Origin of the sequence: Ancylobacter koreensis (assembly GCF_023016525.1) — a bacterium.
Classification (GTDB): domain Bacteria; phylum Pseudomonadota; class Alphaproteobacteria; order Rhizobiales; family Xanthobacteraceae; genus Ancylobacter; species Ancylobacter koreensis.
The window spans coordinates 127,232-140,113 of record NZ_JALKCG010000003.1; the positions used below are offsets into that span (position 1 = coordinate 127,232).

The 12,882-nt window shown below is 69.2% G+C and carries 10 protein-coding genes and 1 pseudogene; 9 read left to right on the forward strand and 2 right to left on the reverse strand.

Annotated elements, in window-relative coordinates:
• Positions 1-12 precede the first annotated feature (12 nt).
• The 3 genes from MWN33_RS10550 (at position 13) to MWN33_RS10560 (ending at position 1,890) form a co-directional block, all read left to right on the forward strand.
• Positions 13-261 carry a GlsB/YeaQ/YmgE family stress response membrane protein gene (locus tag MWN33_RS10550; RefSeq protein WP_247200461.1) on the forward strand — a complete coding sequence of 83 codons (249 nt, stop codon included), beginning with the start codon at positions 13-15 and terminating at the stop codon, positions 259-261.
• Positions 262-405: 144 nt separating this feature from the next.
• A complete protein-coding gene (gene lipA / locus MWN33_RS10555; RefSeq protein WP_247200462.1) occupies positions 406-1,407 on the forward strand; it encodes a lipoyl synthase in 1,002 nt (333 codons plus the stop codon).
• A 3-nt stretch (positions 1,408-1,410) separates the two neighbouring features.
• The gene (locus tag MWN33_RS10560) at positions 1,411-1,890 is read left to right on the forward strand and encodes a type II toxin-antitoxin system RatA family toxin (protein ID WP_247200463.1); all 480 of its coding nucleotides are present in this window, start codon (positions 1,411-1,413) and stop codon (positions 1,888-1,890) included.
• A gap of 172 nt (positions 1,891-2,062) precedes the next feature.
• Here MWN33_RS10560 and MWN33_RS10565 read toward each other — a convergent pair.
• Both MWN33_RS10565 and MWN33_RS10570 read right to left on the reverse strand, forming a co-directional pair.
• Positions 2,063-2,560, reverse strand: a pseudogene (locus tag MWN33_RS10565) (CinA family protein); the annotation flags it as partial.
• A gap of 15 nt (positions 2,561-2,575) precedes the next feature.
• The gene (locus tag MWN33_RS10570; protein WP_247200465.1) at positions 2,576-3,757 is read right to left on the reverse strand and encodes a bifunctional 2-C-methyl-D-erythritol 4-phosphate cytidylyltransferase/2-C-methyl-D-erythritol 2,4-cyclodiphosphate synthase; all 1,182 of its coding nucleotides are present in this window, start codon (positions 3,755-3,757) and stop codon (positions 2,576-2,578) included.
• Between the two features lie 188 nt (positions 3,758-3,945).
• On the opposite strand from MWN33_RS10570, the gene dusB reads away from it, so the two are divergent.
• The 6 genes from dusB to trkA all read left to right on the forward strand — a co-directional run bounded on the left by dusB (position 3,946) and on the right by trkA (position 12,882).
• A complete protein-coding gene (gene dusB / locus MWN33_RS10575; protein ID WP_247200466.1) occupies positions 3,946-4,977 on the forward strand; it encodes a tRNA dihydrouridine synthase DusB in 1,032 nt (343 codons plus the stop codon).
• Complete coding sequence (locus MWN33_RS10580) at positions 4,974-6,104, forward strand: two-component system sensor histidine kinase NtrB (RefSeq protein ID WP_247200467.1); 1,131 nt, start codon at positions 4,974-4,976, stop codon at positions 6,102-6,104. Before dusB ends, MWN33_RS10580 begins: the two co-directional genes overlap by 4 nt.
• An 8-nt stretch (positions 6,105-6,112) precedes the next feature.
• Complete coding sequence (gene ntrC / locus MWN33_RS10585; RefSeq protein WP_247200468.1) at positions 6,113-7,558, forward strand: nitrogen regulation protein NR(I); 1,446 nt, start codon at positions 6,113-6,115, stop codon at positions 7,556-7,558.
• Positions 7,559-7,705: 147 nt separating this feature from the next.
• Positions 7,706-9,988: a sensor histidine kinase NtrY-like gene (locus MWN33_RS10590; protein WP_247200469.1), complete on the forward strand. Its 2,283-nt coding sequence runs from the start codon at positions 7,706-7,708 to the stop codon at positions 9,986-9,988.
• A gap of 14 nt (positions 9,989-10,002) precedes the next feature.
• Positions 10,003-11,370 carry a nitrogen assimilation response regulator NtrX gene (gene ntrX, locus MWN33_RS10595; RefSeq protein WP_247200470.1) on the forward strand — a complete coding sequence of 456 codons (1,368 nt, stop codon included), beginning with the start codon at positions 10,003-10,005 and terminating at the stop codon, positions 11,368-11,370.
• Between the two features lie 135 nt (positions 11,371-11,505).
• Complete coding sequence (gene trkA / locus MWN33_RS10600; protein WP_247200471.1) at positions 11,506-12,882, forward strand: Trk system potassium transporter TrkA; 1,377 nt, start codon at positions 11,506-11,508, stop codon at positions 12,880-12,882.

Genomic DNA, 12,882 nt, shown 5'->3' on the forward strand with positions numbered 1-12,882 from the left:
GGGGGAAATGGCATGACGGGCGTCGGGTTTTTCGCAGCGATCATCATCGGCATCCTCGCCGGCTGGATCGCCGAGCGCACCATGGGGCGCAGCCACGGGCTGCTCACCAATCTCATCGTCGGCGTGATCGGCTCCTTCCTCGGCGCGGCGCTGTTCTCCACGCTCGGCATCAGCGTTCAGGCCGGCTGGATCGGCAGCCTGATCGTCTCCTCCGTCGGCGCCATCGTGCTGCTGTTCCTGCTCGGCCTGTTCCGTCGCTGACGCAGGGGCGCCCTGCGCCGGCGCCGGTCGACGGCGCTCGCAGGCTCGACTAGGTAAGGAACGGTCGTCAGGGGGCTGACGGGCAGGGCGGCCGCTCTCGCGGGTTCTGCCGCATCGAGGGGCCTCGGCCCGGGAAAGTCGTCAATGGTCGTCGTTCTCAACACGCTTAATCGCGCGCTCGAAAAGCCCCGCCACCCGGAAAAGGTGAAGCGGGCGGAAACGCCCGTGCTGAAGAAGCCGGACTGGATCCGCGTGCGCGCCCCAGGCACGCCGGGCTGGCAGGAAACCGCCGATATCGTGCGCGCCAACGGCCTCGTTACCGTGTGCGAGGAGGCGAGCTGCCCGAACATTGGCGAGTGCTGGCAGAAGAAGCACGCGACCTTCATGATCATGGGCGACACCTGCACGCGCGCCTGTGCTTTCTGCAATGTGCGCACCGGCATGCCCGGCCCGCTCGATAGGAACGAGCCGCAAAAGGTCGCCGACGCGGTGGCGAAGCTGGGGCTGGAGCACGTCGTCGTCACCTCGGTCGACCGCGACGATCTCGCCGACGGCGGCGCCGAGCATTTCGCGCGCACCATCCGCGCCATCCGGGCGACCAGCCCGAAGACCACCATCGAGATCCTGACGCCGGACTTCCTGCGCAAGGAAGGCGCGCTCGAAGTGGTCGTGGAGGCGCGGCCGGACGTGTTCAACCACAATCTGGAATGCGTGCCCTCGCTGTATCTCAAGGTCCGCCCGGGTGCGCGCTACTTCCATTCGCTGCGCCTGCTGCAGCGGGTGAAGGAGCTCGACCCCACCATCTTCACCAAGTCCGGAATCATGGTCGGGCTCGGCGAGGAGCGGAACGAGGTGCTCCAGCTCATGGACGACCTCCGCTCGGCGGAGATCGACTTCATGACCATCGGCCAGTACCTGCAGCCGACACGCAAGCACCATCCCGTGATGGCCTTCGTCACGCCGGAGGAGTTCAAGTCCTACGAGACCATCGCTTATGCCAAGGGCTTCCTGATGGTCTCGTCGAGCCCGCTGACGCGCTCTTCGCACCATGCCGGCGAGGACTTCGCCCGGCTGCGGGCGGCACGCGAGGCGAAGCTGGGCACCGGCACCGGCACCGGGCCGGCGGCCGCCGCGCTAATCGCCTGAGCGATGCCGTCCTTCCGCAGCAAGCGGCGCGTCCGGCACTCGGCGGCGCAGATGTTCGACCTGGTGGCGGATGTCGAGCGCTACCCGGAATTCGTGCCGCTCTGCGAGAGCCTGAACGTGCGCCGGCGCGTCGCCAGCGGGGAGGGGGTGGACATCCTCGTCGCCGATATGAGCGTCGCCTACAAGATGTTCCGCGAGAGCTTCACCAGCCGGGTGACGCTGGACCGGCCGCGCCTTGGCATCGTGGTCGAATATCTCGACGGGCCGTTCAGCCGGCTGGAGAACCGCTGGAACTTCCGCCGGCTGGACGAGGCGTCCTGCGAGGTCGAGTTCTTCATCTCCTACGAATTCCGCTCGCGCACGCTCGGCCTCCTGATGGGCGCGATGTTCGACGCCGCCTTCCGCCGCTTCGCCGAAGCCTTCGAGAAGCGGGCGGACGAGGTCTACGGCACGGGCGAGTACCCGCTCGCGCCGGCGGGGTGAGGGCGCGCGTCCCGGACCAGCGACGCCGTAGGCGGAGCGCCGATCCGGGACCCAGGGAGAGAATCCGCCGGAGGCGCTTCAAGGAACATATCCGGTGGCTTCGCCGAGTCTTGCGCCGGGTCCCGGCTCGGCGCTGCGTCTGCACGCAGCTTGTCCGGGACACGGAGGGCTATCCGGCCGCCAGTTCGGCCAGCATGGCCAGCGCCGTGAGCACGGAAAGCCGGCGGACGCCCGCACGATCCTGACCGGCGAAGACTTCGCGGCGCACGATGATTTTCCCGGACGCGGCTGCGGCGGCGAAATGCACGAGGCCCACCGGCTTCGACGCCGAGCCGCCGCCGGGCCCGGCGATGCCGGTGATCGCGACGCCCAGCGAGGTGCCGGCGACGCGCAGCAGGCCGGCCGCCATCTCACGGGCTGTCTCCTCGCTCACCGCGCCATGCGTGTCGAGCGTCGCCGCCGCGACGCCGAGCATCTCGCGCTTGGCGGCGTTGGAATAGGTGACGAAGCCGCGATCCAGCACGTCGGAGGAGCCGGCGATGTCGGTCAGCGCGCCGGCGACGAGGCCGCCGGTGCAGGATTCGGCGGTCGCGACGGTGAGGCCGCGCGCGCGGCACAGGTCCAGCACGCGGATGGCCTGAAGGTCGATGGCGTCGGCATGCTCGCTCATCGCGATTCTCCCGTGTCAGTCGATCCAGGGCAGGCGGACGGTGGCGGCGGCGAGCGCCGCGATGCCCTCGCGCCGGCCGGTGAAGCCGAGCCGCTCGCTGGTCGTCGCCTTGACGCTGATGCGCGCCATTGGAAGCTCGACGATTTCGGCGAGCCTCGCGCGCATCGCCTCGCGGTGCGGGCCGATCTTCGGCGCCTCGCAGACCACGGTGGCGTCGAGATGGGCGATGCGCCCGCCGGCCGCCCGCACAAGGCCTGCCGCATGGGCGAGGAAACGGTCGGAAGAGGCGCCCTTCCATTGCGGGTCGGAGGGCGGGAAATGGAAGCCGATATCGGCGCTGCCGATGGTGCCGAGCAGCGCATCGGTCAGCGCGTGCAGAACCACGTCGGCATCGGAATGCCCGGCGAGACCTTGCTCAAAAGGGATTTTCACGCCGCCGAGCATCACATGGTCGCCTGGCCCGAAGGCATGCACGTCGTAGCCGGTGGCGGTCCGCACATCGGCGAGTTCGGCCAGCAGGGCGGCGGTGCGTTCGGCGGTCACGAAATCCTCCGGCGTGGTCAGCTTGATGTTGGCGGGATCGCCGGGAAAGCTCGCCACGCGGTGCCCGGCGGCCTCGGCGACAGCCGCGTCGTCGGTCAGCTCTCCGTGCGCCTGCGCGCGATGGGCGGCGAGGATGAGCTCGTAGCGGAACGACTGCGGCGTCTGCACGCCGCGTATGCGGTCGCGGTCCGGTCCGCTGCCGAGGAATCCGGGCTCCGTGACCTCCTTGAGCGTGTCGACCAGCGCCAGCGCGGGGATCGCCGCGCCATGCGCGGCGGCGGCGGCGATGGCGTCGGCAACGAGGCGCGCGCTGACGAAGGGGCGGGCGGCGTCGTGGATCAGCACGAGATCGGGCGGATCGCCGGCCAGCGCCTCCAGCCCCGCCCGCACCGAGGCCTGCCGGCTCGCGCCGCCGGCAACCGGTGTCAGCACGCCCGCCAGCCCTTGGATGGCGCAGGCACAGAGTTCGGCGTGCTCGGGGGAGATCACCGGCTGCACGAAACGTATGCCGGGTTGGCCGAGGAAGCGCTCCAGCGTGCGGCGCAGCACGGTCTGCCCGCCTATGCTACGGTACTGCTTGGGCCGGCCCTCGCCGGCCCTCTGGCCCCGCCCTGCCGCGACCACGATCACATCCGTGCGCATCTGCGTCCGCATCCGCTCCTCTGCCTGATTGCCGCTTGCGCAACGCAGGCTTGCCCCGCGGCCCCGTTTAGCGCAAAAGCGGAGCCCTATTGCAAAAGATTTGGCATAAGCCATTCGGAAGGGTTGCTGACGGTCGCGGCGTGGCTATTATATAGGCACAGCCGGTCGGGCTCATTTAATGTGCATCGAGTGATCACCGCTTGACCCTTTCTTCCGCCTCACCTGCCAGCCTCCGCATCGGCGCCGTCACGGTGCCCGGCACGGTCGTGCTCGCACCGATGGCCGGCATTACCGATGCACCGCTGCGGCGCATGGCGCTGCGCTATGGGGCGGCGCTCGCCGTCTCCGAAATGGTGGCCTCCGACGCGCTGGCGCGCGGCCATGAGGAGACCGTGCTGCGCGCGGAAGGCGAGGGGGTGGCGATCCACGCCGTCCAGCTTGCCGGCAACCAGCCCGCCTCGATGGCGCGCGCGGCAAAGATGGCCGAAACCGCCGGCGCCCACATCATCGACATCAATATGGGTTGCCCCGCCAAGCGGGTGACGACGGGCCTTGCCGGCTCGGCGCTGCTGCGCGACCTGGACCTTGCCACTGCCATCGTCGAATCGGTGGTGGGCGCGGTCTCCGTGCCGGTGACGCTGAAGACCCGGCTCGGCTGGGACGATGCGGCGACCGTGGCGCCGGAACTCGCCCGCCGCGCCGAGGCGATCGGCGTACAGCTCGTCACCATCCACGGCCGCACGCGCTGCCAGTTCTACACCGGCCGCGCCGACTGGGCGGCGATCCGCGCGGTGAAGCAGGCGGTGCGCATCCCCGTGCTCGCCAATGGCGATCTGGTGGAGGCGGAGGACGCCCCCGCCATGCTCGCCGCTTCCGGCGCCGACGGGCTGATGATCGGGCGCGGCGCGCAGGGTCGGCCGTGGTTTCCCGGACAGGTGCAGGCGCGCCTCGCGGGCGGGCTCACCCCGGCCGATCCGCCGCTCGACGAACAGCGCGACGTACTGCTCGAACTCTATGGGGGCTGGCTTGGCCATTACGGGCGTGAGCTCGGCATGCGCTGCGCCCGCAAGCATATCGGCTGGTCGTTGGCCGCTGCGGCGGTGACGGCTGGGCGCCCGCCAGAGGACGCGAGGGGCTGGCGCCAGCGCCTCCTCACCCTCGACGAGCCCGCTCAGGTCGCGCGGGGCATCCGCGACGCATTCGACGAATTCGCATGGAGAGCCGCGGCATGAACTCCGTCCCCTCGCAACGTCCCGGTCCGCGCGACAGCAGCGCGACCGCCGAGGCCGTGGTGAACGCGCTGCCGCATCCGGTCATCACGGTGGCGGGCGACGACCGCATGGTCGACGCCAATGTCGCCGCCGAAGCCTTCTTCGAGGCCTCGCTCGCGGTGCTGACGCGCCATCGCTTGCAGGAGTTCGTGCCCTTCGGCAGCCCGATCCTTTCGCTCGTCGAGCAGGTGCGCACGCGCGGCGCGGCGGTCAACGAGTATCGCGTCGACTTAGGCACGCCGCGCAATGGCGGCGAGCGCATCGTGGACATCCACGTGGCGCCGCTGTCGGAAGCGCCCGGCCATGTCGTGATCATGCTTCAGGAGCGCACCATCGCCGACAAGATGGACCGCCAGCTCACCCATCGCGGCGCGGCGCGCTCGGTGACGGCGCTGGCCTCCATGCTGGCGCACGAGATTAAGAACCCGCTCTCCGGCATTCGCGGCGCGGCGCAGCTCCTCGAACTCTCCGCCAGCGACGACGACCGCTCGCTTACCCGGCTGATCACCGAGGAGGCGGACCGCATCGTCAAGCTGGTCGACCGCATGGAGGTGTTCTCCGACGAGCGGCCCATCGAGCGCGAGCCGGTGAACATCCATGCCGTGCTGGAGCATGTGCGCACGCTCGCCTCCACGGGCTTCGCGCGCAACATCCGCTTCGTCGAGGAATATGACCCCTCGCTGCCGCCGGTGCTCGCCAATCGCGACCAGCTCATCCAGGTGTTCCTCAACCTCGTGAAGAACGCCGCCGAGGCGGTCGGCGATTCGCCGGACGGCGAGATCCAGCTCACCACCGCCTTCCGCCCGGGCGTGCGCCTGATGGTGCCGGGCGCACCGGCGCGGGTGAGCCTGCCGCTGGAATTCTGCGTGAAGGACAACGGTCCCGGCGTGCCCGAGGACCTGATGCCCCATCTGTTCGATCCCTTCGTCACCACCAAGCCGACCGGCACCGGCCTCGGCCTCGCGCTGGTCGCGAAGATCGTCGGCGACCACGGCGGCATCATCGAATGCGACAGCCAGCCCCGCCGCACGACCTTCCGTGTCCTCATGCCCATGTATCGCGCCAACCGCGGTAACGAGAAGAGTTGAGAGCCGCCATGCCGACGGGAAGCATTCTGGTCGCCGATGACGATGCCGCCATCCGCACCGTACTCAATCAGGCGCTGTCACGGGCGGGCTACGAGGTGCGCTCCTGCGGCAACGCGGCCACCCTCTGGCGCTGGGTGAGCCAGGGCGACGGCGATCTCGTCATCACCGACGTGGTGATGCCGGACGAGAACGCCTTCGACCTGCTGCCGCGCATCAAGAAGGTGCGCCCGGACCTGCCGGTCATCGTCATGAGCGCGCAGAACACCTTCATGACGGCGATCCGCGCCTCGGAGAAGGGCGCCTACGAGTATCTGCCCAAGCCCTTCGACCTGAAGGAGCTGATCTCCATCGTCGGGCGGGCCCTGTCCGAGCCGAAGAAGCCGGAGAACGCGCTCAAGACGCTCGGCGAGGACGGCGACAACATTCCCCTCGTCGGCCGCTCGCCGGCGATGCAGGACATCTACCGCGTGCTGGCGCGGCTGATGCAGACCGACCTCACCGTGATGATCGCCGGCGAGAGCGGCACCGGCAAGGAGCTGGTCGCCCGCGCGCTGCACGACTACGGCAAGCGCCGCAACGGGCCGTTCGTCGCCATCAACATGGCGGCGATCCCGCGCGACCTCATCGAATCCGAGCTGTTCGGCCATGAGAAGGGCGCCTTCACCGGCGCCAATGCCCGCTCGGCCGGCCGCTTCGAGCAGGCCGAGGGCGGCACGCTGTTCCTCGACGAGATCGGCGACATGCCGATGGAGGCGCAGACCCGCCTGCTGCGCGTGCTCCAGCAGGGCGAATACACCACGGTCGGCGGGCGCACCGCCATCAAGACCGACGTGCGCATCGTCGCCGCCACCAACAAGGACCTGCGCATCCTCATCCAGCAGGGCCTGTTCCGCGAGGACCTGTTCTTCCGCCTCAACGTCGTGCCGCTGCGCCTGCCGCCGCTGCGCGAGCGCACCGAGGACGTGCCGGACCTCGCCCGGCACTTCTTCCTGCAGGCCGAGCGCGAGGGGCTGCCGCGCAAGCAGATCGACGCCGCCGCTCTTGACCGGCTCAAGCGCTACCGTTGGCCGGGCAATGTGCGCGAGCTGGAGAACCTGATCCGCCGCCTCGCCGCGCTCTACCCGCAGGAGGTGATCACCGCCTCCATCATTGAGGCGGAACTGTCCACGCCGGTCGCCACCAATGCGCCGGAGGAGACGGGTCAGGACGAAACGCTGTCGTCGTCGGTGGAGCGGCATCTCAACGCCTATTTCGGTGGCTTCGGCGAGAACCTGCCGCCGCCCGGCCTCTACCACCGCATCCTGAAGGATGTGGAATACCCGCTGCTCTCCGCCGCGCTGGCGGCCACGCGCGGCAACCAGATCAAGGCGGCGGAGCTGCTCGGCCTCAATCGCAATACGCTGCGCAAGAAGATCCGCGACCTCGATATCCAGATCATCCGCACCAGCCGCTGAGGCGGGCGCCGGTGCACGGGTGACGGGCGGAAGCGGGAGTCCTCGCGAATAAAGGCGGGGGCGGCTCGCCAATGTCACATTTTTGCACCAGTGTCATATCACTGCATCAGAAGGCGCGCCGATTCCCGGCCGCCGTCACGGTGACGGATGAGCGACGCTTCCACCCCCGATACCACGCGGACCGCCGGCAGGGACGATACGGTCGACCTCGGCGCGATGGGCTTTCGCTTCTCGCTGTGGGGGCTGGCGCCGCTCGCGGTGCTGCTGGCGCTGCTCATGGCGCTGGCCAGCTTCATCATCCTGATCGGCATCACCCCGCTGGTGCCCTCGCAGGACGTCGTGGTCGTCGTCCTGTGCCTCAACGGCGTGATGTCGCTGGTGCTCGTCGGCATCATCGGCCGCGAGGTCTGGCGCATCGTCAAGGCGCGGCGGCGGGGCAGGGCGGCGGCGCGGCTGCATGTGCGAATCGTCGGGCTGTTCGGCATCGTCGCGGTGGTGCCGGCGCTGCTGGTCGCCGTGCTCGCCAGCATCACGCTCGACAAGGGCCTCGACCGCTGGTTCTCGGTGCGCACCCGCGCCATCGTGGACAACGCCGTCTCGGTCGCCCAGACCTATGTGCGCGAGCACGCCTATTCGATCCGCGGCGACATTCTCGGCATGTCGCGCGACCTCCAGCGTATTCGCCCGCTCTGGGACCAGGACCGCAGCCGCTTCCGTCAGGCGATGACCGCGCAGGCGGTGGTGCGCGGCCTTCCGGCGGCGATGATCATCGACCGCGACCTCAAGATCATCGACCGCTCGACCGTGCGGGTCGGGCGCGAATTCGTGGTGCCGGCCAATCTGGCGCTGAAGGACGCGACCGACGAGCAGCCGCTGATCTACCTGCCGGGCGACGCCGATTACGTCGGCGCTGTCATTCCCCTGAAGGATTTCGGCGACCTCTACCTCTATGTCGCGCGCTCGGTCGATCCGCGCGTCATCGAGTATCTGAAGGAGACTCAGGCCGCCGTCGTCGACTACCGCAATCTGGAACAGCAGCGCGTCGGCGTTCAGGTCGCCTTTGCCGTGCTCTACGCGGTGATCTCGCTCACCGTGCTGCTGTGCGCGGTCTGGCTCGGCATCCATTTCGCCAACCGGCTGGTTGCCCCTATCCGCCGGCTGATCGGCGCGGCCGATCTCGTCGCCGCCGGCAATCTCTTCGTCGAGGTGCCGGTGCGCCGTTCCGAGGGCGACCTGTCGAGCCTTGCCGAGACCTTCAACAAGATGACGCAGGAGCTGCGCACCCAGCGCGACGACCTCGTGCAGGCGCGCGACCAGATCGACACCCGCCGCCGCTTCACCGAGGCGGTGCTGTCGGGCGTCGGCGCCGGCGTGGTCGGCCTCGATTCGCTCGGGCGTATCTCCATCATCAACCGCCCGGCCGAGCGCCTGCTCGGGGTGAGCGAGGCGGAGGTGCACGGCAGCGAATTCGGTACCGTGGTGCCGGAAGTCGCGCCGCTGCTGGCGCAAGCGATGGAGGCCGGCGAGCGCAGCGTGCAGGCCAACACCACGCTGAGCCGCAACGGTCGCGACCGGGTGATCGCGGTGCGCGTCACCACCGAGCAGTCGCGCGAGGCCGAGCACGGCTGGGTGGTGACGCTGGACGACATCACCGAGCTGGTCGTCGCCCAGCGCACCTCGGCCTGGGCGGACGTGGCGCGGCGTATCGCGCATGAGATCAAGAACCCGCTCACCCCGATCCAGCTTTCCGCCGAGCGCCTGCGCCGCCGCTACGGCAAGGTCATCGAGAACGACCGCGAGGTGTTCGACCAGTGCACGGAGACGATCATCCGGCAGGTCGGCGACATCGGGCGGATGGTGGACGAGTTCTCCTCCTTCGCTCGCATGCCCAAGCCCGTTTCCGAGGCGCAGGACATCGGCGAGACGGTGCGGCAGGTCGTCTTCCTCATGCGGGTCGGCAATCCCGACATCGCCATCGCCTTCGAGGTGCCGGAGGCGCCGCTGGTCGCCCGCTTCGACCGGCGCCTCATCTCGCAGGCGCTGACCAACATCATCAAGAACGCCACCGAGGCGCTCGGTGCGGTGCCGCCCGAGGAACGCGCCGAGCCGCCGCGCATCCGCGTCGCGGTGACGGCGGACGAGCGCATGGTGACGATCGACGTCATCGACAACGGCAAGGGCCTGCCCACCGAGAACCGGGCGCGGCTGCTGGAGCCCTATGTCACGACCCGCGAGAAGGGCACCGGGCTCGGCCTCGCGATTGTCGGAAAGATCATGGAAGAGCACGGCGGCGGGATAGAGCTCGACGACGCGCCCGATGGGCGCGGCGCGTGGATCCGCCTGCGCTTCGCGCGCGACGGCGGCCCCACCGCCACCAATGACGGCAAAGGCAGCGGCAACGGCGATGCCGTCGTCCGCCAGGTCGGCTGAAGGAGAACAGAACGATGGCGACCGACATCCTGATCGTCGACGACGAGGCCGATATTCGCGGCCTTGTGGCCGGCATATTGGAGGATGAGGGCTACGGCGCCCGCACCGCCAAGGACAGCGACGAGGCGCGCGCCGCCATCGAGGCGCGCCGGCCGCATCTGGTCTTCCTCGACATCTGGCTGGAGCGTTCCAAGCTCGACGGGCTGCAGCTCCTGGAAATCATCAAGCGCGACCACCCGGACGTGCCTGTCGTGATGATCTCCGGCCACGGCACCATCGAGACGGCGGTCGCCGCCATCAAGCAGGGCGCCTACGACTTCATCGAGAAGCCCTTCAACTCCGACCGGCTGATCCTTGTTGCTGAGCGGGCACTGGAGACGCTGCGCCTCAAGCGCGAGGTCCGCGACCTCAAGCAGCGCGCGCCGGTGGCGCAGGCACTGGTCGGACGCTCCTCGGTGATGAACCAGCTGCGCCAGTCTGTCGAACGCGTGGCGCCGACCAACAGTCGCATCATGATCGTGGGACCCTCGGGCTCCGGCAAGGAACTGACGGCGCGGATGATCCACGGCGCCTCGGCCCGCGCCAACGGCCCCTTCGTCGTCATCAACGCCGCCGCCATCACGCCCGAGCGCATGGAGGTCGAGCTGTTCGGCGTCGAAAGCGCGGACGGGCAGGGCGGGCAGGTCGGCGCGCTGGAGGAGGCGCATGGCGGCACGCTCTTCATCGACGAGATCGCCGACATGCCGCGCGAGACCCAGAACCGCATCCTGCGCGTGCTGGTCGACCAGAACTTCCTGCGGGTGGGCGGGGCGACCCGCGTCTCGGTGGACGTGCGCATCATCTCCTCGACCGCGCGCAATCTGGAGAAGGAGATCGCCGAGGGACGCTTCCGCGAGGACCTGTACCACCGCCTCGGCGTGGTGCCGATCCGGGTGCCGCCGCTCGCCGAGCGCCGTGAGGACGTGCCGGAACTGGTGGAGTTCTTCCTCGACCATATCTCGCAGGCGACGGGCCTCGCCCGCCGGCGCATCGCCGACGACGCGCTCGCGGTGCTGCAGTCGCACGACTGGCCGGGCAATGTCCGCCAGCTCCGCAACAATATCGAGCGCCTGCTCATCCTCGCCTCCGGCGAGGCGGACGTGCCGGTGACGGCGGACATGCTGCCGCCGGACGTCGGCTCGCTGGTGCCCAGTCTGCCGAGCGGCAATGGCGGCGAGCATCTGATGGGCCTGCCGCTGCGCGACGCGCGCGAGGTGTTCGAGCGCGAATATCTGGTGGCGCAGATCAGCCGTTTCGGCGGCAACATCTCGCGCACCGCCGAGTTCGTCGGCATGGAACGCTCGGCGCTGCACCGCAAGCTGAAGGCGCTCGGCATCGGCTGAGCGCCCGCGCAGGAAGATGTGTGGCGCGGGCGGGCCGGGCCGCTGCGGCGCGCCGGGAACCTGCTATAGAGTGACTCGGCATCACAGAAGCGGGGCGGCGCGGCCCCGTGCCGGGCGGGTTCGAGCGGGGTCGTCATGAAGGTCGTGATTTGCGGGGCGGGTCAGGTGGGCTTCGGCATTGCCGAGCGGCTTGCCGCCGAGCAGAACGACGTTTCCATCATCGACACTTCGCCGCGCCTCATCCAGGCCGTGACCGACACGCTGGACGTGCGCGGCTTCGTCGGCCACGGCTCGCATCCCGACGTGCTGGCCCGGGCGGGGCTGGAGGCGGCGGACATGCTGATCGCCGTCACCCTGCACGACGAGGTCAACATGGTGGCCTGCCAGGTCGGCCATGCGCTGTTCGACGTGCCGACCAAGATCGCGCGCGTGCGGGCGCAGAGCTACCTCCAGGGCCACTGGCGGGACATGTTCTCGCGCGACCACCTGCCGATCGACGTGGTGATCTCGCCGGAGCTGGAAGTCGGCGAGATGGTGCTGCGCCGCCTCTCCCTGCCGGGCGCGGTCGACACGGTGAGTTTCGCCGACAGCAATGTCGTTGTCGTGGGCGTGCGCTGCCAGGAGGACTGCCCGGTCCTCGATACGCCGCTGCGCCAGCTCACCGACCTGTTCCCCGACCTTCAGGCCGTAGTCGTCGCGGTGAACCGCAAGGGTCGCACCTTCGTGCCGCGCTCGACGGATTCGCTCATCGCCGGCGACCTCGCCTATTTCGTTGCCCATAACGATCAGGTGAGCCGCACGCTGACCATCTTCGGCCATGACGAGCCGCCGGCGCAGCGCATCGTCATCGGCGGCGGCGGCAATATCGGCCTTTATGTCGCCCGCGAGCTGGAGCAGCGCAACCCGAAGGCGCGGGTGAAGCTGATCGAGGACAATGCGGCCCGCGCCGAGGAGATCGCGCAGGAACTCTCGCGCACTGTGGTGCTGCGCGGCAGCGCGCTCGACCGTGGCATATTGGAGGAGGCGGCCGTCGGCGATGCCGACACGGTGATCGCCGTCACCAATGACGACCGGGTGAACATCCTCTCCTGCCTGCTGTCGCGCGAGCTCGGCGCCAAGCGCATGCTCTCGCTGCTCAACGACCCCGCCTATCCCGCCTTCGCACGGGGACTGGGCATCGACGCTTATGTGAACCCACGCCAGATCACCGTTTCCAAGATCCTGCAATATGTCCGCAAGGGCCGTATACGCGGCGTGCACTCGCTGCTGAACGGCGCCGGCGAAGTGATCGAGGCGGAAGCGCTGGAGACCTCGCCGCTGGTCGGTAAGCCGCTGAAGCAGCTCGACCTTTTCGACGGCATGCGCATCGGCGCGGTGATCCGGGCGGGCAGGGTGCTGCTGCCGCGCGGCGACACCGTGATCCAGGCCCGCGACCGGGTGGTGATGTTCGCGCTCGCCGACAAGGTGAAGCGGGTCGAGCAGCTCTTCCGCGTGAGCCTCGAATTCTTCTGA